Source organism: Vibrio sp. FF145, from assembly GCF_041439075.1.
Lineage (GTDB): Bacteria > Pseudomonadota > Gammaproteobacteria > Enterobacterales > Vibrionaceae > Vibrio > Vibrio tasmaniensis_A.
The window spans coordinates 60943-82445 of the sequence record NZ_JBGONH010000007.1 but is presented as its reverse complement, the minus strand read 5'-3'; the positions used below and the strand labels follow the sequence as shown (position 1 = coordinate 82445).

General features: G+C 44.1%; 17 protein-coding genes. 4 read left to right on the top strand and 13 right to left on the bottom strand.

The window, feature by feature from the left end; genetic code table 11:
- Positions 1–97 precede the first annotated feature (97 nt).
- Positions 98–2173, top strand: a complete 2076-nt coding sequence (helD, locus tag ACED42_RS04640; protein ID WP_371701623.1) for a DNA helicase IV — start codon at positions 98–100, stop codon at positions 2171–2173.
- An 87-nt stretch (positions 2174–2260) separates the two neighbouring features.
- Positions 2261–2611: a VOC family protein gene (locus tag ACED42_RS04635; protein ID WP_371701621.1), complete on the top strand. Its 351-nt coding sequence runs from the start codon at positions 2261–2263 to the stop codon at positions 2609–2611.
- Positions 2612–2797: 186 nt separating this feature from the next.
- Here the strand turns inward: ACED42_RS04635 and tkt are convergent, their stop codons facing one another.
- Positions 2798–4789 carry a transketolase gene (gene tkt / locus ACED42_RS04630; protein ID WP_371701619.1) on the bottom strand — a complete coding sequence of 664 codons (1992 nt, stop codon included), beginning with the start codon at positions 4787–4789 and terminating at the stop codon, positions 2798–2800.
- Between the two features lie 90 nt (positions 4790–4879).
- The gene (gene tal, locus ACED42_RS04625; RefSeq protein ID WP_029224345.1) at positions 4880–5830 is read right to left on the bottom strand and encodes a transaldolase; all 951 of its coding nucleotides are present in this window, start codon (positions 5828–5830) and stop codon (positions 4880–4882) included.
- Positions 5831–6289: 459 nt separating this feature from the next.
- Between tal and ACED42_RS04620 the strand changes: the two genes are divergently transcribed.
- Positions 6290–7288: a sugar-binding transcriptional regulator gene (locus ACED42_RS04620; RefSeq protein ID WP_065679926.1), complete on the top strand. Its 999-nt coding sequence runs from the start codon at positions 6290–6292 to the stop codon at positions 7286–7288.
- A gap of 90 nt (positions 7289–7378) precedes the next feature.
- On the opposite strand, the gene ACED42_RS04615 is transcribed toward ACED42_RS04620, so the two are convergent.
- The 7 genes from ACED42_RS04615 to moeA form a co-directional block, all read right to left on the bottom strand.
- A complete protein-coding gene (locus ACED42_RS04615) occupies positions 7379–9682 on the bottom strand; it encodes a bifunctional diguanylate cyclase/phosphodiesterase (RefSeq protein ID WP_102250423.1) in 2304 nt (767 codons plus the stop codon).
- Positions 9683–9967: 285 nt separating this feature from the next.
- Complete coding sequence (locus tag ACED42_RS04610) at positions 9968–10816, bottom strand: sulfurtransferase (protein WP_371701617.1); 849 nt, start codon at positions 10814–10816, stop codon at positions 9968–9970.
- Positions 10817–10833: 17 nt separating this feature from the next.
- Positions 10834–11172, bottom strand: coding sequence for a hypothetical protein (locus ACED42_RS04605; RefSeq protein WP_371701616.1), 339 nt, complete (start codon positions 11170–11172; stop codon positions 10834–10836).
- A gap of 227 nt (positions 11173–11399) precedes the next feature.
- Positions 11400–12116 (bottom strand): hypothetical protein, encoded by a 717-nt coding sequence (locus ACED42_RS04600; RefSeq protein ID WP_371701614.1) that lies wholly within the window; start codon positions 12114–12116, stop codon positions 11400–11402.
- 10 nt (positions 12117–12126) lie between these two features.
- Positions 12127–14262 carry an LruC domain-containing protein gene (locus ACED42_RS04595; protein ID WP_371701612.1) on the bottom strand — a complete coding sequence of 712 codons (2136 nt, stop codon included), beginning with the start codon at positions 14260–14262 and terminating at the stop codon, positions 12127–12129.
- A gap of 255 nt (positions 14263–14517) precedes the next feature.
- On the bottom strand, positions 14518–15267 hold the full coding sequence (moeB, locus tag ACED42_RS04590; protein WP_102582322.1) for a molybdopterin-synthase adenylyltransferase MoeB: 750 nt from the start codon (positions 15265–15267) through the stop codon (positions 14518–14520).
- 12 nt (positions 15268–15279) lie between these two features.
- On the bottom strand, positions 15280–16515 hold the full coding sequence (gene moeA, locus ACED42_RS04585) for a molybdopterin molybdotransferase MoeA (RefSeq protein WP_065679931.1): 1236 nt from the start codon (positions 16513–16515) through the stop codon (positions 15280–15282).
- 216 nt (positions 16516–16731) lie between these two features.
- On the opposite strand from moeA, the gene folE reads away from it, so the two are divergent.
- The gene (gene folE, locus ACED42_RS04580) at positions 16732–17385 is read left to right on the top strand and encodes a GTP cyclohydrolase I FolE (protein ID WP_004731548.1); all 654 of its coding nucleotides are present in this window, start codon (positions 16732–16734) and stop codon (positions 17383–17385) included.
- Between the two features lie 65 nt (positions 17386–17450).
- Here the strand turns inward: folE and ACED42_RS04575 are convergent, their stop codons facing one another.
- The 4 genes from ACED42_RS04575 to ACED42_RS04560 form a co-directional block, all read right to left on the bottom strand.
- Complete coding sequence (locus ACED42_RS04575) at positions 17451–18923, bottom strand: C69 family dipeptidase (RefSeq protein WP_122046278.1); 1473 nt, start codon at positions 18921–18923, stop codon at positions 17451–17453.
- Positions 18924–19630: 707 nt separating this feature from the next.
- Positions 19631–20212 carry a hypothetical protein gene (locus ACED42_RS04570; RefSeq protein ID WP_371701609.1) on the bottom strand — a complete coding sequence of 194 codons (582 nt, stop codon included), beginning with the start codon at positions 20210–20212 and terminating at the stop codon, positions 19631–19633.
- On the bottom strand, positions 20205–20744 hold the full coding sequence (locus ACED42_RS04565) for a YaeQ family protein (RefSeq protein ID WP_004731545.1): 540 nt from the start codon (positions 20742–20744) through the stop codon (positions 20205–20207). Before ACED42_RS04565 ends, ACED42_RS04570 begins: the two co-directional genes overlap by 8 nt.
- Positions 20745–20859: 115 nt before the next feature.
- Positions 20860–21069, bottom strand: a complete 210-nt coding sequence (locus ACED42_RS04560; RefSeq protein ID WP_004731543.1) for a cold-shock protein — start codon at positions 21067–21069, stop codon at positions 20860–20862.
- Between the last annotated feature and the right edge of the window lie 434 nt (positions 21070–21503).

The following is a 21503-nucleotide window of genomic DNA, read 5'->3' as shown; positions in this document are numbered from 1 at the left end:
TAGGTGGTCATGAAAGCGTCGATAAGCAGTGAGACATTATTAATTCTCACTGCATCATGATATAAATTCAATATTCCCAATTAAAGAGCATGCTCCAATGCAGCTAAGCGCTAATAAGACTGCACAGTTTTTTATTCAAAATGAATATCATCAAGTTGAGCTTGATGGTCCACGCCTGCTGTTATCTTCAGTAGGCAGTGAAGAACGTATCCCTTTCACTATTTGGAGTGGCAAGATCGCGATAAAGCGCGGATTGTTTTGGGGATCGTTGCAGTTTTTTGCTAATCAACAAGATGGCAAACAGCGAAGCTGGTTAGTCCAAGGCCTTCCATGGGAACAATGTCGTCAATTTGCGCGCGCATCGGTTGCTGCTTATCAGAAGTGGCATGACAGACAATGTGAACAGTTGGCAGAGCACGTTCCTCAATGGGAAGATGAATTGACACGTCTTGAGCAACTTCCTGCTTTCCTACCGCATTCTAAAGTGAAGACTTGGGTCGACATGGTCAACGCAGGTCTGGAAAATATGACGATGACTCTAGAGGAAGCGGCACAGCGCATGCCAAACCGCATCGCTCGAATGCAGCCATGGTTGTCTGAAACGGAAATTAAGCAAGCCGAGAGGAATCAACAGTGGTTAGAGACAGAAAGACAAAATTGGGAAGTATTGTTTGCTCAATGTGAGTCGTCACCCCTGAACTTATCGCAACAATATGCGGTCTTGATGAATGATGATCACAACCTAATTTTAGCGGGCGCAGGCTCAGGTAAAACCAGTGTTCTCACCGCTCGCGTCGCGTATTTATTGCAAAGCCACCAAGCTCAAGCTGAAGAGTTGTTACTGCTCGCCTTTGGTCGTGAGGCCGCGGAAGAGATGAAGCAGCGCCTTAACAGCAAAATTGGCATATCAGCCGAGAAGGTGCAAGTCAGTACTTTCCACCAGTTAGGTCTAAAGATACTGAATCAAGTTGAACCCGAACGCGTGGTTATTTCTCCGCTCGCGCTTGATGACAACCAACGCCAAGCATGGTGCATTGATTGGTTGAAGAAGCACTGGATGACGCCGACCAACTTTAAACGTTGGCAAAAGCACTTGTCTAAATGGCCAATTGCTTATTTAACCGGTGATGATGAGCTAGGTAGTCATGTTTCAAATCTTAAATTGATTGGTTGGCTTGAAAAACAACTTGAACAGTTGAATGCATCGGGTTTAACGAAAAAAGAAGTACAGCAACAACTGATTGATCACCGTGACTATACGCGCCTCAACAGCGAGCTTTCACTGTGTTGGCCATGCGTAACCGCTTGGCAAAAGGAATTGAAAGAACAGAATCATATCGACTTCTCAATCATGATTAGCCGAGCGACACAGTATGTCGAGAAGGGGAAATTCATTTCGCCTTGGAAGTTCATCATGATCGATGAATATCAAGATATCTCACCAGACCGTTTAGCCTTGGTTGAAGCCTTGTGCAATCAATCGAAAGCGCAGCACCAAGCTTCTATTTTTGCCGTAGGTGATGACTGGCAGTCAATTTACCAGTTCGCGGGTGCAGATGTTGATCTAACGACGGGCTTTAAAGATCGTTTTGAGAGCTCGACAATTCATCATCTAGATACGACTTATCGATTTAACAATCAGTTAGGTTCGGTTGCCAATCGCTTTGTGCAGGAAAACCCGATTCAACTACCAAAAGAGCTCAACAGCTTCAAGCAACAGAAACAGAAGTCGGTTTATAGTGCGCCAAGCAAAGAAGTTGAGAAGATCCTCGATCAGATAAACAGGCAAGCAAAAGGTAAAGCCAATAAATCAGTGATGTTGCTTGGGCGAAATCATTACCACAAACCAGAGCTATTGGAAGACTGGAAAAAGATCTATACCTCAATTGATATCAGCTTTATGACTTGTCACGCGAGTAAGGGTAAAGAAGCGGATTTCGTGATTATTCTTTGCGTTGATGAAGGACAGTTCCCCGCGAAGAAGAAACAATTGCACATTGATGGCGCGTTGACTGAATCTTCGGATGTGTTCCCTTATGCGGAAGAGCGTCGTTTGTTTTACGTGGCAATGACGCGAGCGAAAGAGAAAGTATGGATCACGCACAGTGGCGATGGTTCTGGCTTTGTGCAAGAACTGCATGGCTCTGATTACCCTGTCGTTCGTAAAAAGTGATGTCACTTGGCGTAATTGTCTAAGATTAGATCTTCAAGCCCTGCCTTAATATCACAAGGCAAACGTATAAAGCAGAAGGAATCCGCTATGGAACACGGCTCTATTAACTACATTGAATTTGCTGCGAAAGACATCGCCGCAACTAAGGCGTTTTTCAGCCAAGTGTTTGGTTGGAGCTTCGAAGACTATGGCCCTGAGTATTCTGCTTTTGAAGGTAAAGGCTTAATGGGTGGGTTTTATTTAGCGGATCTAGCGTCCAATGCTGAAGGTGGTGCGGCGTTGATGGTTTTTTATAGCGAAGATCTTGAGCAAACCAAGCGTGATGTGACTGATGCTGGTGGCGAGATAAACCGTGAGATATTCAGCTTTCCCGGCGGGCGACGCTTCCATTTTAGAGAGCCAAGTGGTAATGAAATGGCAGTATGGAGCGATAAGTAGAGAGTTAAGATTCTGGTAAACAAAAAGCCAGCTATGTGAAATGATCCTGTAACGTTGGACATTTCTGTTAAGCGGTAATCAAGGCCTGACTATCGAAGTCAGGCCTTTTAGTTTCACTTTATACGTTTGGTATTGTAGAACTAATAATGCATCAACCTAATTAAGGGCGAGGCAATTTAATCAAGACTAAGCAAGAATCTCTTTTGCTGTGTTTACTACGTTTTCAGTAGTGAAACCGAACATCTTGAATAGCTCGCCTGCTGGTGCAGATTCGCCGAACGTTGTCATACCGATGATCTTGCCACCGAAACCAACGTACTTGTACCAGAAGTCAGCGATGCCAGCTTCTACAGCGATACGTGCCGTAACGTCAGATGGAAGTACAGACTCACGGTATTCAGCGTCTTGCTTGTCGAATGCGTCAGTAGCAGGCATAGAGACTACGCGTACTTTCTTGCCTTCAGCTGTTAGTTCAGCAGCAGCGCTAACCGCTAGCTCAACTTCAGAACCAGTTGCGATAAGGATAAGCTCTGGCTTGCCAGCGCAATCTTTCAGGATGTAACCACCCTTAGCGATGTTTGCTACTTGCTCAGCGTCACGATCTTGTTGTGCAAGGTTTTGACGAGAGAAGATAAGTGCAGAAGGACCATCTTTACGCTCGATTGCCAGTTTCCAAGCAACTGCAGACTCAACTTGGTCACATGGACGCCATGTGCTCATGTTTGGAGTCAGACGTAGAGAAGCGATCTGCTCAACTGGTTGGTGAGTTGGACCATCTTCGCCAAGACCGATAGAGTCATGTGTGTAAACTTGGATGTTCTGAGTTTTCATCAGAGCAGCCATACGCATAGCGTTACGAGCGTATTCCATGAACATTAGGAACGTTGCGCCGTATGGTACGAAACCACCGTGCAGAGCGATACCGTTCATGATAGCCGTCATACCGAATTCACGTACACCGTAGTGGATGTAGTTACCAGAGAAGTCATTTGCTTCAAGAGACTTAGAACCAGACCACATAGTCAGGTTTGAAGGCGCAAGGTCAGCAGAGCCGCCCATGAATTCAGGTAGCATAGCACCGAATGCTTCTAGAGCATTTTGAGATGCTTTACGTGATGCGATGTTTGCTGGATTAGCTTGAAGATCAGCGATGATTGCCGATGCTTTCTCTTCCCATTCAGCAGGAAGATCACCGTTTACGCGGCGTTTGAATTCAGCTGCCAGCTCAGGGTATGCTGCTTCATAAGCTGCAAGTTTCTCGTTCCACGCTGCTTCCTTAGCTGCGCCTGCTTCTTTCGCATCCCACTCTGAGTAAACTTCCGACGGAATTTCAAAAGGACCGTGCTCCCAACCTAGTTGCTTACGAGTTGCTGCGATTTCATCAGCGCCTAATGGTGCACCGTGACAGTCGTGCGTACCTGCTTTGTTTGGAGAACCAAAGCCGATTACAGTTTTAGTACAGATTAGAGTCGGACGAGGATCCGCTTTAGCTGCTTCGATAGCCGCGTTGATAGCGTCAGCATCGTGACCATCAACTGCTGGGATTACGTGCCAGCCGTAAGCTTCAAAACGCTTAGGAGTATCGTCAGAGAACCAACCTTCCACTTCGCCATCGATAGAGATGCCGTTGTCATCCCAGAAAGCAACCAACTTACCAAGACCTAGCGTACCCGCTAGAGAACATGCTTCGTGAGAAATACCTTCCATCAGACAGCCATCACCCATGAATGCATAAGTGTAGTGGTCTACGATGTCGTGGCCTTCTTTGTTGAACTGTGCCGCAAGTGCTTTCTCAGCCATCGCCATACCAACAGCGTTGGTGATGCCTTGACCTAGAGGACCAGTCGTTGTTTCGATACCTGGTGCGTAGCCGTACTCTGGGTGACCTGGAGTCTTAGAGTGCAGTTGACGGAAGTTCTTAAGGTCTTCAATTGAAAGCTCGTAACCTGCTAGATGAAGCAGAGAGTAGATCAGCATAGAGCCGTGGCCGTTAGACAGGATAAAACGGTCGCGGTCAGCCCACTCTGGGTTTGACGGGTTGTGGTTTAGGTGAGAGCGCCAAAGTACTTCAGTGATGTCAGCCATGCCCATAGGTGCGCCAGGGTGACCAGAGTTTGCTTGTTGTACGCCGTCCATGCTTAGAGCACGGATCGCGTTAGCTAGATGTTTGCGGTTCATAATTGCTTCCAAAATTGATTCGAAATTAAAAATTCGTGGATAGATGTAAAAGAGGAACGAAATTCGTTCCTCTTATTTATTCGGTAGTGATTACAGCTTAGCTGCGATCATGTCTTCTAGTTTGCCTTGGTCTACGGCGAAGTTGCGGATGCCTTCAGCTAGCTTCTCTACAGCCATTGGGTCTTGGTTGTGATCCCATAGGAACTCAGCGTGAGTCATTGCAGCAGGACGCTCTTTAGTACCGTTAGAGTCGATTAGCTTCTCTACTACTTCGCCTTCAGCTGCTTCTAGGTCAGCTAGAAGTTGAGGAGCGATAGTTAGACGGTCACAGCCAGCAAGTTCAAGGATCTCGCCGATGTTACGGAAGCTTGCGCCCATAACAACAGTCTTGTAACCGTGCTCTTTGTAGTAGTTGTAGATGTCTGAAACAGAGATTACGCCTGGATCTTCTGAAGCTTCGAAATCACGACCTTCTTTCGCTTTGTACCAGTCCATGATGCGACCAACGAAAGGAGAGATTAGGAATACACCCGCTTCAGCACAAGCACGAGCTTGAGCGAAAGAGAATAGAAGTGTTAGGTTACAGTTGATGCCTTCTTTCTCTAGGATTTCAGCAGCGCGGATGCCTTCCCAAGTAGAAGCCAACTTGATAAGGATGCGGTCGTTAGTGATGCCAGCATCGTTGTACATTTTGATAAGTTGACGAGCTTTAGCAACGCTGCCTTCCATGTCGTAAGAAAGACGAGCATCTACTTCAGTAGAGATACGGCCAGGTACAACGTTAAGGATTTCTTTACCGATGTTCACGTTAAGCATGTCACAAGTGTCTTGAACTTGTTGTGCTTTATCAGCGCTTTGCGCTTTAGCGTATTCGATAGAAGCATCGATTAGAGGTGCGTACTCAGCAATTTGAGCGGCTTTAAGAATTAGAGAAGGGTTAGTTGTTGCATCTTCCGGAGTGTACTTGCTGATAGCTTCGATATCGCCAGTGTCAGCTACAACAGTTGTTAGTTTACGAAGTTGCTCTAATTTATTGCTCATTTTGATCATCCTATGTATCGCAGAACACCCCTTTAATGGGAGAGGTGTGGGCATTTGCAAGCGAACTAATGAAGTTCCTCATGGTTGTACCAGTGAGTCAAACTTACATTAATTTAAATTTTTCTCCGAACGAACATTTGCACAGAACATTTGATCGCTCGATGAGTAAATGATGTAGCCATATTTATCCGATCTAGCCCCAAAGTCAACGGTAAATAGTGCTGTATGGTGACTTCAGTCAAATATATTTCGCTCTAGTAACCATGGGGTATGCAAGCAAACGTTTAGCGGGCAAAGTGAGGTAAATTAATCAACAGTAAAATCAAGGACACTATGCTGAACAAATGCTCCTTGATGTTACATATGTTCAGGGTGTAAGCTTGTGTATCACTTACTGAGCTCTCCTTTATTAGGAAATGCAGCAGGTAAAATAATTGTTAAATATTGGTTGAGTGGTATATGAGTAACAATATCCAAGATGTTTCCGAAGAAAACACTGATCTCCTAACCGAAGTCGCCGTTGCCTACTATCAAGATGGTGCGACTCAAGAAGAGATCTCTAAAAAATTCTCTATCTCTCGTGCAAAGGTTGGTCGAATGCTCAAACAAGCCCGCGATGAAGGGATTGTCGAGATCACCGTGAAATACCACCCAGTATTCAGCGCGAAGATCGAACAACGTTTGATCGAACGATTTGGTGTTAAGCGTGCACTGGTTGCATTAGACCAACCGAATGAAGAGAAGCAGCGGTTACAGGTTGCGGGCTTGGTGTCGAACTACTTAACGAGCACCCTAAAAAACGGCATGGTAGTCACGGTTGGCCAAGGTCGAAACGTATCGTCGGTTGCTCACCATACTGGCGTAATTACCCCACGTGACTGTAAATTCGTATGTGGTATCGGCGGCATTCACCCAAGAGGCGGTATGTTTAATGCCGACCATATATGTAGACAACTCGCCAAGAAATACGGTGGATCTTCTGAAACCTTGTATGCGCCTGCTTATGCAGAGAACAAAGCGCAAAAATCCGCGTTCATGGAAAACAGTACTGTTAAGCAAACACTCGATCTAGCTCGTAAGGCAGATGTTGCATTAGTGGGTATTGGTGACATGAGTGAAAACAGCTATATGGTCGATCTTGGTTGGTTTACGGCGGGAGAAGTCGTCCAATCTCGTTTACTACAAGGCGTGGTCGGTGACTTTGCGGGTTATGACTTTTTTGATGTACACGGCAAAGCCGCAAACACTGTGATGAGTGACCGAGTCATCGGCTTAGGCCTGGAAGAGTTCCGCCCAATCGCTGAGGTAATTGCCATCGCTGCCGAGAACAGTAAGCCATTAGCTTTATTAGGTGCATTAAGAACCGGCGTGGTGGACGTGATTGCAACCAGTGTAAGTAACGCATTAACAGTACTTAACCTCGATGAGCAGATGAAGCATGCAGAGTTAGACGACTAACAGAGTATAAAACAAGGGAGCCAATTTAGGCTCCCTTGTTTTATCTATAGCGTCATGCGTCATGCGTCAAGCAGATAAAGCACCCAACACCTACAACGCTGGTTCTGGAAGTTCTGTAGCAGTAGCTTGAGTTGGTGTTAGATACTCGTACAACTCATCGTAAGGAATAGGGCGAGAGAAGTAGTAGCCCTGCATTAAGTCACATCCACATGCCTTTAGAATCGCGAAGTGTTCGTTTGTTTCTACGCCTTCAGCCAATACTACCATGCCAAAGTTCTTACCGATTGCGATGATGTTTTGCACCATAGTGAGTGACTGTTGGTCGACAGCAATGCTATCAATGAAGCTTTTATCAATTTTAAGCTCATCAATAGGGAGAGCCTTCAACATGCTCAGTGATGAGTAGCCTGTACCGAAGTCATCTAAAGATATTTTAATACTCTTTTCGTGTAAGGCTTCAAAAATGGGTTTCACTAAGTTTACATCTTCAATAAACAGGCTTTCGGTGATCTCTAGTGTTAAGCTGCTGGCTGAAAATTGATGCTTTTCTAGCGTCGCGAACAAGTGATCGGAGAATGACGCATGCGAGAACTGACGAACTGATATATTGATCGACAATCCGATATTTTGGTTCGTCGTCCGGTGTAAATGAGCGATTTGCATAATACTGGATTCAATAATAAAGGTGCCTAGCTTGTGCATTAAACCTGTGCTTTCTGCAATAGGAATAAATACATCTGGCGGGACAAAGCCCAGCTCCTCGTCTATCCAGCGTACCAGCGCTTCTACACTGTGGGTACTTTCATCAGCACGAACTAATGGTTGAAAAACCATAAACAAAGTTTGTTTATCGATAGCGATACGAAGCCTTTGTTCTACTCTCATTTTGTAGAGGTGGGCGTCTTGCATCTCTGTTGTGAAAATGCTGTATGAGTTTTGCTGCTGTTTCGCTTTGTACATCGAAATGTCGGCAGAGCGTAACAGGCTATCTAAATCACTTCCGTGTTCAGGGAAGCGCGCAATACCTATACTACAACCCAACAAAAATTGAGCGTTTTCCACTTCATAAGGCTGGGAGAGTACTTCAATAATTCGTTCTGACAGTCGCTTAATTTCAGATTCACTACTCAGCGGTGTTAAAAACAAGAACTCATCACTGGATTCTCGCACCAACAGGCTGACTCGAGAGCGGAATCGCATCAAACGCAATGCTATTTGTTTGAGTACTTTGTCTCCGAAGTCATGTCCATGGGTATCATTAACACATTTGAAGTTATCGATGTCGATAAACAGCAGTGAGAATGGCTCTGATTGATCTTCGAGCCACTTGCCAATGTTTTTACGCATATATAAACGGTTAGGCAGAGAGGTTAATGGGTCGTGGTTGGCTTGGTAGATCAATTGGCTGCGGGTTTTTTGCTCGTTTTTGGCAATCGACTTTACTAAAAAGTAAAAACCAAACTGAAGAACAGCAAAGGCGAAGAAGAAAGCGCCAAATTCGTTTGCGAAGATGCCATCAACGTATGCCAGCTCTGTCTGCCCAACAACCCAAAGTTTGTAGTCGGGGATGTACTTAGCGCTAACGAGTGAGGGGGTTGTACCGTCATCGATACAGAAAGAATACGTTTCTTTTCCCGCTTTCGCTTCAGTGAGGCTGACACTTACTTGTTCTGAAAAACTTTCTGTAATGTACGCCATTACATCGTTCTCTACCGGCTTTAAATAAGCGTCTAGTGATTCGATGTCGCTAGAAAAAAACTGACGATAGTTGTCTGTTCTAAGTAGAGTTAACGTGTTGTAACTACCTGCGTGCGCATTGTTTTGAAATAAGACAGAGCTGTCTAAGCGTAAGCCTGCTGTCATGACAGCATCAACGCTTCTACCATCGATAGAAATGGATTTTCTCATTGGGATCACGAGGCTATTGAGAAAATCATGGAAATAAGTGCGTCCTAAAACCATTTTATCACTAGACACAGCCTCTAGAAACGAGTCCCTGGTGTACGGGATGTCCAGCAAGTTAACTAGCTGAGACAGCTTTAGATTTGAACTTACTGAGAGGTAATCTCCTTGAGGGTTTAACAAACCGAAAGCAGCAATGGCAGGGTGAGTGTCGAGCAGTTTATCTAAGATTGGCCGAATTTGAATCGAAGCTGTGCGAGTAAAGTCAGACTGTTGAGCAAGCTGATGCCCAACCACTTCAAGCAGTGCTTCTTGACTGGTTAAAAGAGAATCTACTGAGCTAGAGAATATTTCGACTTGGATATGCTGCTGTTTACTAAAGTCATCTCTGTTTGATTGCCACTTGTTTATGCCAAAGACGCTAAAAAGTATCAGGGTAAGCAGTACGATCAGAGCGTACAGCGACCAGATATTTTTCTTAAATAGAGCCATGAGATGCCTTTTGTTGGTTACTACTTTTAACAGACTGCAAGTGACAAACGTTTATATCGCGAGTGTGATTCATGCAACGAAGACAAAACATCACGGATTAAATACTGTAACGGCTATGAACAGATATTCTTGAGTTAAATCTTCACATTCATCAACGTTGAGTTATTCAGTGCCTAGCTGATTGAGCAATAAGATGCTTAAGTGTCATGGGCTTCAGCCATAACCTTTAGTAAGCTCCGTATGCATGCGCAGTATATTCTAACAGTATCATTAAGCGAAGCTGAATTACTTTTTAGTTACGGCAATAGGTAGTTTTTCATTTGCGCCCCATTCAGTCCATGAGCCATCGTAAACGCCCATATCACTTGAATAACCAGCCAGTTTAGCGGCTAATAAAAGGATGCAAGCTGTTACCCCAGAACCACAACTGAAGAACGTAGGTTGAGAAGGGGTAAGATCTAAGGTTGAAAATATCTCAACTAATTCCTCTTGAGCTCTCAATTTTCCATCATCTAATACGTGAGCGAACGGTAAGCAAACTGAATTGGGGATATGACCGCTGCGCAGGCCTTCGCGTGGTTCAGGAACTTCCGAATCGAAGCGAGCTTGTGAACGCGCATCTACAATGTTTGCGCTCTTGCCGGTTGAGCAACTTTCAATCTGTTGAGCGTTTACAAAATAGTTGTCTTGAATGCGCCCGTCAAAATTGCCGGTTCGGGCTGTTTTTTTGTAGTCGCTATCTGTTGTGTAGCCGGCATCTACCCATGCTGGTAAACCACCATCTAAGATATAAACATTGTTATGTCCCATAGCCATAAACATCCACCATGCGCGAGGTGAGGCAAAAGTTCCTGAGTTATCGTAAACCACGATCGTACTGTCTTGATTGATCCCGACTTCACGAGCTCGAGTGTTGAAGTGTTTTTCGGTCGGGAACATGTGAGGAAGCAGAGTGTGTTTGTTACAAAAATCTTTATCGTAGTCGAAACGAATCGCTCCAGGAATAACGTGTCCCTTGATCTTTTTTGACTCACTTGGGATCTTAAATTCAATGCTGGCGTCGAGAATAATGAGGTCGTAGTTATCGGATATTTTCTGTTGTAGCTGTGCCGGCGAGATGAGTGGCTGGTTCATTACAGTAGTGTCCATAATTATTGTGCGGTTCGACAGCGGATAAACTGGTAGCTGTTTTGTTTAGTTATTTGGTTAGTTAATGTATCAAGCGTAACAATAGAATCAATAGGGCAGTCTGTTGTTGGTGGAATTGTTACACGAAATATGCCTGTTTTGGTTCCTTCGCTGAATTCATCGTTTACCATCTCGACGGTTAAATAACGCCTATGTCCATCAAGGGATTGAGTTAGGGTATTGGAAATGACCGTGGCTTCAGTTGTTTTCCCTGTAGAAGGTGCCATCGGGAAATAGGTCAGACATAAAAGTAGCCCAATACCAATCGATAATATAACGAATCCTATTTTCAACTGTTTCATAAAGTAAGCCTTTGAAAGTCATCTTTAAAAGATAAGACAGGCTTTCGATAAAGTGAACATAACCAGTACTGAAAATTGAAACAGCGCCCAAATATAAAGGTGAGCCTCATTGCTCACCTTTATGCATTGCTATTCGACTTTCAATTTTCAACTTCGAGACTGCTGCCTAACTCCAACTGAATTTAGCCATTGTCTAAGTGAGCTCAGCGCATTTTATTCCTTTCTGTTTACCAAGTGATTTGTGAACCGTTACTTGCAACGACTTGTTGTAGTGGTGCTTGACCGTCATAAAACCAGATTTCGATCAACAGAGTATCTTCGCTTAAAGGCGCCGCAAAGTTGGAGGTGAATGTTCCGTTGTCTAAAGGGCCGCCAATGACCTTACTTGAATAATCCGGCTTGTAGGTTGAATCTGCTCTTGTGGTAAATCGGCTATATACAGATACAAACGAACGATCGGTTGAGATGTTACTGATATCAATACTGAGGTCGAATTGATCTACAGAGTTGTAATCGAAACCATCAGGGATTACGAGCTCATCCATTTTGTACGCTTGCGGGCCGTTGGAGATAACCGCATTAACTGGTGTCGGTGCAGGATTTATAGCGACATTGACTGGTGTTGAGGCCACTGATGGTGATGTAACGGGCGCTGATACCACAGGTGCTGACGCTGCTGGTGTTGACGCTGCTGGTGTTGACGTCACTGGTGTTGATGTCACTGGTGCTGTCACCGCTGGTGTTGAAGGCGATGGGTTAGGAGTTGATGCTCCTCCATCGCCACCACACCCTACCAACGTTAGTGATGCGATTAGTAATGGAATACGTATTGACTGCGACTGAGCCGTATTTTTCTTAAGTGCAGCATTCGACAGACTAGATAAGATAGCATTGTTAAAGTTCCGGCGACCGTTTGTTACTGTCTGTTTAATTGGCATATTCATAATCATTCTCCTAAGGCAAGTAACATTGGTCAGCGGTAGGTGTTTGGAACCAATCGGTTGATTGAGTACCACCGGATTCAGCAAAGTTCGCAAAGTTTGGATAGGCAGTGACAATATCTACGTATTCCAGTGGCCATTCCCATTCCGTGTCTGAAGTAATCAATAGCGCCCAAGGGTGGTTGTCTGCGGTTTTAAAATACTTGCCCGCAGCGGGGTCACTGTCGTCAACACCTAGCCCCGTATTGAATAGATTTACTGTATCAAATGCTTCAGTTGGAGCTTGGTCTGGCAAGTGAACCTCCCAACTACGTCCAGGATGTAGAGGTAGGTTTTCACCGTGATAATACCCAGGCGTTGCAAAGATGAATGGGTCGTAAGGCATGTCTATCCAACGGTCTGTACTCACACCGTCTCCCGCTAAGGTAATACCGATTTGGAATGAGAACTGCTCATCTTCTTTACATCCATTACTGGTACGGTAGAAGGTACAGCCAGTGCTAATTTTTTCTGTTAGGTCATTGGCGATAACAAATATTGCTTCGCTACGCCCATCTTCTAGGTCGAGGGCAGTGAATGCACCATTGTGCTTCATGTAGGAGTTTCCGCTACTCACTAAGCTCGGGTCTAAGTTAGGGAGTCGAACAGCAAACCCATTTCTGTACGAAGCACCTACAGCCGCAAGACGTCCATCGATGGTTGATTTAACCACTTTTCCGTCTTTTAAGATCTCTGTGATGCGATACATAATCACAGCATCATTCATGTCGTAATCAGCTTTATAAGGCCAGTTATCTTCATACGCCAAGGTTGCGTAACCAGAAGCACTTGGGAAGTAACGGGCTGTAGCGCCGTCGTTAAGAACATCAACTTGAATATCAACTACCTCACCAGATGTCGAACCACCAAAGTAGCTCAGGTTGGTTTGTTGGCTGAATCTAAAGCGAGCCCAAGTAGTCCCCGTTAGTGCGTTGATATCGACATTTAGGAACAGATAGTTTTCACCAGCATCCAATTGGTAGTCGGTAAATACTTGTTCGTTAGCACCATCGAAGCTGCCATCTTGGTTCCAATCGATCCAAGCTGATAGGTAACCAGAGGTCGAAGCTTCTACGATAATTTTCGAATCAAGCCCGGCTTCAAGGGCGGTGACAAAACCGATACCACCGTTGGCCCATTCATCGTCAATGCCAACACTTTCATCTGATTGTGGAGTTACGTAGCCATCAAGGTCGGCATCGGGTGCATCAGTGCCTAACCAAGTCACACCATCAAGTTCATGTCGAGGACCATTGCTGGCGAGTAGGGTTAGGTAGCTGTCTGGCGCATCACCAAAGTCGATGTTGGAATCTTCATCCACAACTGGCGCATTCGCACAACGAGCGCCATCATTTTGATTAGAAGAAGGCCCATTCGATACAAATTCAACGGCTGGAACAATTCCTGCTGCGATATTGCTCGCGTTGTCTGGAGACAGATTGATACGGTAGATTTTCCCGTCTTGATTTCGAGATACGTAGTAATAGCCGTTTACATCAAAATAACCCGCTCCGAATGTACCTAACTCACCAGTATCACCGATGTAAGTTTCGGCACCGGTTGTAGGATTGAAGCTGTATAAGCCTCCGGAGTTATTATCGATACCATATAAAGAACCATCACTTGGGTGGAAAGCGAAATCAGTCAGTTTTACGGTTGCCGGGCTACCAGCTATTTTGTTAACTGTAACAGTCGCGTTTGGGTCGGCGTCTAACGGCGATAGATCAACGGTGAACAAGCCTTTTCCTGTACGGTAAAGGTAATACACATGGTCATAGACATCGCCGACATAGAAAGTGTGATCGGTTGGTAATCCACTGGTATTGATCACTTCTGCTTGGAAATCCTGTCCAAGGCGCACCAAGCGTTTGTTGGTAGTGTCATAACCGTAGATATATCTGTCTTGAAAGTCGAAACCAACACCATTGATATTGGCGTTCATGCCCGTATCGTCTTCTAACAGGGTGGTTGAGCCTGTCACTAGGTTCACGCCCCAAACTTGTACGGGTGTCGATTGGAATAGGTAAGCCTGGCTCGGACAGGTATCGAATGGCGCTGCGTTGGCGACCAAAGGCGCACTTAATAGCAAACTTAACGTTGTAATTCTCATATCTACATCCTTGTCATAGAAGGTCTAGATACTTTTACAAGTTACGTGCCACTTTTAAGTTGTTGATTTTTATTGTTTATATTCTAAATTACTGAGATGTGCAATATATTCTCAAAATGAGAATTCAAATGAAACTAATCTTTTATAGATCATTTCAAATTGATAAATCGATTTGAGAAGCTGATGTTGAGACCTAAAAAAGCCCTGACTTTTAGTCAAGGCTTAGGTTGTCGATTAGAGGGGGATATGCTTAGTCTACCCGCACACCGAGCAATTAGGCATCTTCATTAAATTCATTTCACGCCAGCTGTGAGACATGGCATCGAGAATTAAAAGTTTGCCTTGCTTTGGTTGTCCAAACTGAGCAATAACCTTGATAGCTTCCAAAGCTTGAGCTGCGCCCACCATGCCAACTACCGGTGCCATCACACCCGCTTCAACACAGCTTAGTGCAGCGTTGCCGAATAGAGCACTCAAGCACTGATAACACGGTGCGTCAGTATCTTGATAAGTGAATACGCTGATCTGGCCTTCCATACGAATAGCAGCACCAGAAACTAATGGTGTTTTCGATGCGTAGCACAAGCGGTTCAACTGATTACGTGTTTCTACGTTGTCACTTGCGTCGAGAACAAGCGAGTGAGTTTCAATCAACTTGCCAAGTGCTTGGTCATCAAGCCTGTGGTCGACAGTTTCAATTGTCAGATGAGGGTTCAATACCTGCAGCGACTCAGCGGCAGAATCGACCTTCTTCTTACCAATGTCAGCATCGGTGTGAAGGACTTGTCGTTGCAAGTTAGAAAGCTCGACAATATCATCATCGATCAGTGTTAGCTTACCAATGCCCGCAGTCGCAAGGTATTGAGCGGAGGCACAACCTAAGCCTCCAGCCCCTAATACTAAGATTGAGCTCTGCTTTAGTGCTTCTTGGCCTTCAAAATCAAACTGCTTAAGAATGATTTGACGGTTGTAGCGAAGCATCTCTACGTCAGACAGTATTTCCATCAGTAAGCCTCGTTAGTAAAGCGTCGAGTTAAACAGTTGGATCTGAACCGTTTCACCGACTTCAACACGGCCGCGTTCGCGCTCTAGTACCACAAAGCAGTTTGCTAAACTCATTGAGCGGAAAGCGCCAGAGCTTTGGTTACCCGTTGTTTCTACCACAAATTGACCGTTTTCAATCGAGTAAATGCCACGCTGGTAATCAGTACGGCCTGGGCCTTTTTTGAATGCAGACTTGGTGATAGCAGGAATAGATTCCGGAGCTGTCCACGCTGTGTGACCAGCCAATTTAGCAAGCATAGGTTGAACCAAAACATACATGGTCATCATCGCCGATACTGGGTTACCCGGTAGGCCGCAGAACCACGCGTTATCCAACTCACCAAATGCGAACGGTTTACCGGGTTTGATAGCTAGCTTCCAAAAACCGATTTGCCCCAGTTCTTCAAGAATGTCTTTCGTGTAATCAGCTTCGCCAACGCTTACGCCGCCAGAAGTCACAACCACGTCTGCTATTTGCTGTGCTTTCTCGAACGTCTCTTTAAGCGTTGCAGTGCAATCTGGGATGATGCCTAGGTCTATAGCTTCACAACCAAACGCTTCAATTAGTGGTTTAATGCCGTAGCGGTTGCTGTCGTAGATCTGACCGTCTTCAAGAGGTTGACCTAGTGGCTTTAGCTCATCGCCGGTAGAAAAGAACGCGACTTTAGGCTTCTGTAACACTGTCACGTGGCTCACACCCAGCGAAGCAATCATTGGAATGTCACGAGGTGTTAAACGTTCACCGCGGCTAAGAACGATATCACCTTGTTTGATGTCATCACCAGTAGGGCGAATATTATTGTTCAGCTTGATGTCGTCTTGTTGAATTTCAATGCCAGTATCAGTTTCAACCGTATTTTCTTGCATGATTACGGCGTCACAACCTTCAGGGATCTTTGCGCCAGTCATAATGCGAATACAGGTGTTGCTTGGCCATTCACCTTCGAACGGTTGGCCTGCAAAAGATTTGCCTGCTAATGGTAGTACTTTACCGTTCTCTAGGTCTGCTAAGCGCAGTGCATAGCCATCCATTGCTGAGTTATCAAAAGGAGGTACGAAAATAGGGGAAAGAATATCTTCAGCAAGGACATAACCTAATGCTTCAGCAAGAGGTAGAGATAAAGTCGTTTGGATTGGTTTGATTGGTGATAGCAGCTTATCTAGTGCTTCTTCAATTGGCATTAAGCCCGGAGCGTCGCAACAGCCCATAATTGAAATCCTTTGGTCGTTATTATTTTGATTTAGTGGTTGGCAATAGTGGCTCCATAATTATCAAATCACAGATGTTCGCCAACGAAATTGCAGCCACTTTAGCATAGTTTAAGCCCCGTAAATAATGACCTCCCTTAAAATATGGGTGTATTTAATCAAAATTCCGAGTATCCTTGTTTGCCATCCAGAAGGGGTATTAAAAGAGGAAGTTCAATGTCAGGTCTTAGCGAATCAGCGAAGTTGGTTAAAGATGCGCTAGCAAGCCGCGGATTAGAGACACCAATGCGTCCTAACCAGGTTAGCCGAGAAGAGAAAAAGGAACGAATCGAACACCATATGCGTGAGATTCTAACTCTCCTTGAACTTGATCTTGCAGATGACAGTCTGGAAGAAACGCCGCAACGTATTGCAAAAATGTATGTGGATGAGATTTTCTCTGGTTTGGATTACGCCAATTTCCCTAAAATCACCGTGATCGAAAACAAGATGGGTGTTCGTGAAATGGTTCGTGTAAAAGACATTACCGTCACCAGCACATGTGAGCATCACTTAGTCACCATTGATGGTAAAACCGCAGTCGCTTACATTCCTCAAGGTAAGATCATTGGTCTTTCGAAGATCAACAGAATCGTTCGTTTCTTTGCTCAACGTCCTCAAGTTCAAGAGCGCATGACACAGCAAATCCTTGTAGCATTGCAAACGCTACTAGAAACGGATGATGTTGCTGTAACCATGGATGCGGTTCATTACTGCGTGAAATCTCGTGGTGTAATGGACGCAACCAGCGAAACAACAACAACAGCTCTGGGGGGTATTTTTAGATCAAACCCAGCAACGCGCCATGAGTTCTTACACGGCCTGCGTTAGAACTAAACCTATTCAGATAAAAAAACGGAGCATTATGCTCCGTTTTTATTGGTTGCTTCATAAGCCTACAGATTTACTATTTTCTTAAACTCTTCCTCTGAGTATTTCTTCTCTGTGCTTTTAGTCAAATCTGTAATCATTTTGTATCTAAGCTCAGTTGCCATATCTAAGGTACGCTTAAGCTGTCCGTATGAGTAGTCGGCAGCCATGTTCAGAGCCGCTTGTTTATCTACTTTATACATGTCTGTTAACGTTTTATCTAAGTGTGCGACCTGCTTGTATAGTTGAGTTTCTTCTTTGTCCCAAGTTGCTTTTAGTACTGGTAAATACTTATCTGGGTTTGTAGAAGCGAGGGCGGTTAAACTACGGAACTGCCAATAAGCAGAGTCATCACTGTAGTTATCATCGCCTACTTGGTACGCTTTTGGGTAATCTTGTAGGGTTGAGTATAACGGCACTAAAACAGATTCTGGTAACACGCCGAAGCTTTGCCAAATAATACCTTGAAGCTCTTCTGGCATCTCAGGGCGAAGCTGAATAATATGCGACTCTAGTTGACGCTCAACTCTAATTGGTCGTTTCGATTTTCCTTCCAAAACCGTGTCTTTATAAGTCGCGCTAAGTACCTCTGCCACATTTTCAACTGAGATTTTTGTATCAGGTTTCATAAACAAAGGGTATTGCGTCATGCGACTTTGTTGATGCAGCGAAGGTGTCAGTATTTTTTGGCCTAACCATTCACGATCGATATTATACTCATCACCAATAACCCCGAATGCTTTTGCAAAATTGAAAGATTTTTCATCTGCGTTATCAAGCAGTTTGTGTTGTTCTACAAACTCGAATATGTCTTTTGAATGCAGTACCTCTTTGTTTGCCAAGTTCACACCATGTACACGCAAGCCATTTGCAATCATGGCGTAACTGTCATCAGGCACTTTTACAGCAATCCAATGGTGACCTGAACCAATTTCAAATAACCACGCCTCATTGGTGTCTGCAATATAGAGACTGTTTCCTTCACCAGCACCATAGGTTTCGATGTAATGACCGAGTAACTCTACGGCTTGTTTTGCGTTTTCTGCCTGAGGAAGGATTAACGTAGGTATAATGGCTTCGATTACGCCATTGTCGATTAAAGGATCTACCTTGGCGACTTTGTCGTTTATTTCTGCGCTGGTTGTTGCTGAAATGGCAACGTTGTGTTCATTAATCCCACGTTCTTCATAGAATTTTCCGTCGCGATTAACGGTATCCGCATCCCAGTCTGGTATCGCAGAGTAAGCAAAGAAGTGCTTTGGCATCGGAACAATTAACCCGTTACCTAACTGCCAGTCACCTTCTTGGTTATCTTGCGCAGGTCGATACTTTAGGTATTTGTTCCAGTTGTTAATGCTAAAATCTTCATTACGAGCAATCATAATGCTACCGTCGTTCGACGCTTCTTTGCCAACAATAAGCCCAGTACAAGCTATCGCATTACTGCTTAGAGCGACAGCTACTGCAGTTGCAAGAAAGGATACAGACCATATTTTCATTTTAATTCTCCGCTTATAAAACAAGATAATTTGAAGTTAACGTTAGTTGTATTTGCAGGTTTTTTATTATCATTTTATAAAAGTCAGTGTACTTATCATCACAAGAGAAAATGCTTCTGCTCGTCACATAACTGATATTTCCATTTGAGAATAATTATCTGAAAAATATGCACTTTTTGAATAAATTGATAAGTTATAGTTGTAAAGTAACCTTGCCATATACGTAGCTTTAATTCGTCGTGTTATGAGAAGTATCATTATCACAACAAGACTTTGTTCGTCTCTAACGTATGGTTTTTTGGTTGCAATCGGATAAACAACAGTGCTGAAGCGCGGTATCTTGTGGGGGCTTTTTTGTGCCTGCAATGAAGTAAACTGTAATGACTGCGAATGTCGTCATTCTCTAAAGCGAGGAACGAGTGTAATAGGGAATCTGTTTGTCTGTGTAGTTTCTGACTTGGTATGAGATCCCCGACTCAGTCGTTCCTCCTTCTAGGGGATGACGGCGTGTGAGGGTTCAGTGTGTATTTTATCGACAGCTTTTCAGAGAAAAACGCTGCTGATCTTGCAGAATGAGAGACTCGTTAACTTTTGTCATTCCCTAAAGTGAGGAACGAGCGTAATAGGGAATCTCTGGCGGCTAAGCAGAATAAGTACGCTCTATAAAAACATAGAGCGTATCTAGAGTCAGTCGCTGGTGGGAATGCTTAAGAAAGATTAAACAAACGTTTAAAGCAATGAACAAAACCGGACGGCTTGTTCTCAGCTTGATAGATATTCAAACCATCATAAAAACTTGCCATGAACTCTACGCGAATCTCATCATCGGTGTTTTTTGATACGCGAGATAGCAACGAAGCGGCTACTGCTGCGTGATCATTAGCAAGGCTGTAATCCATTCCTAGTCGTCCCTGAACGAATAACCACAAATGAGTGATTAACTTTAACTGCTGAGCGTTAGAGTTTTGAAACTTGTCGCTATGCTCAGTGCCCACTGTAGTATCGAATACATTTTGCATTGCCTCATTCGCTTCTTTATTGCTTTCAAAGCGATAGCTTGCATCGATATGTACCTTGGTTAACAGGCCAAGCAACGTCTGACGTGCAGAGTTGTCCGGCTTGTTCTCGCAAGCGTGTCTAAACAGAGCATGGTTTTCATCAATAAATGACTTTAACTCTTTTTCATAGCCAGTCGTCAGCGCTTTTACTGAATCGAGACCAGCGAGCTGCAGACACGCTTCGAGCTTAGTTTGGCGCTGAGGTTCAGTCTGAGTTTGGGTCTCAGTCATTACTCTGTAGCTCTTCCCACGTTACTTCTGCAGATTGCGTGTCGCTGTTTACGAACGCAGAGTTACCCGACAGCATTACTGAAAGGTCCATAGTACGTTGTGTCATCGCTGCTAGCTGCTCAATACCATCGTTGTCTAGACGAACGATCTGAGCTTTCAGGTAACCAAATTTACCTTTGTTCTGCTCCCACCAAACGTTCGACTTAGTGTTGAAGCTGAACACGCTCACAGACTTAGATAAGCGAGTCGCCTTCTTAACGCGTTCTGGATCGGGTTCGCCAACATCAATCCACTCTAAGATTTGGTCATCTAATGACTTCTGCCATAAATCCGGTTCTTCAATGCTAGATAACCCTTTAGTGAACTCAAGTTCAGGAGATGCATTGATACAGAAAGCAATGATACGAGCCATCATGCGCTGTTCTGTTTCAGAAGGGTGTTGTGCAACCGTTAGATTAAAAGAGTCGTAATAGTCGCGATTCATATCGGTTAAAGAAATACGAAACTTATAGATTGTTGGTTTGAGAGCCATTGATAGGGTGTCTTAGATAGAAATAGTGGGGGGATGTTACCTTAAATCTCTGAATAGCGGGTAAAAAAATAGCCAGCAGAGGCTGGCTATTTTTAGAAAGCTTTAAAATACTAAATTAAAGTACTTTGATGCTGTCAGCTTGTGGGCCTTTTTGACCTTGAGATACAGTGAACTCAACTTGTTGGCCTTCAGCAAGAGTTTTGAAACCGTCGCCTGTGATTGCAGAGAAGTGTGCAAATACGTCTGGGCCGTTTTCTTGCTCGATGAAGCCGAAGCCTTTAGTTTCGTTGAACCATTTTACTTTACCAGTAACTGTGTTAGACATGATGATATCCTAAAATTAAATTTTTATTTTGAGCCAATTGTGGCACTGATAGCGCGGAAAAGTTTATTGCTATTGCGTACAACACAACGGGGTTAGTAGTAATCCAACGAAATGTTTATATACAAAGAACTTTCTTTCTAGCCGAGATGAAGTCTAAATCAAATTAGGGGATAGTCAATCGAATCCATAGTGAAAGGTTGCAGAAACTTGGGGGTAGTCAAACTTTGCATTCCTTAAATATCATGGAGTTACAGTTGTATGGTGATTTGTTGTAGTTTTTGTGAAAAAGGTGGTCGAAATTGATGACGAATTTGGAGTAATTGCACTGTTTTGGCACATTTATTTTCCAAATTATTAAGCCGCTAATTGGTGCCTGGCCCCAATTTTAACGGCTTATATTTATAAATCTCACGGTAAGCATCATGTGTCTATTG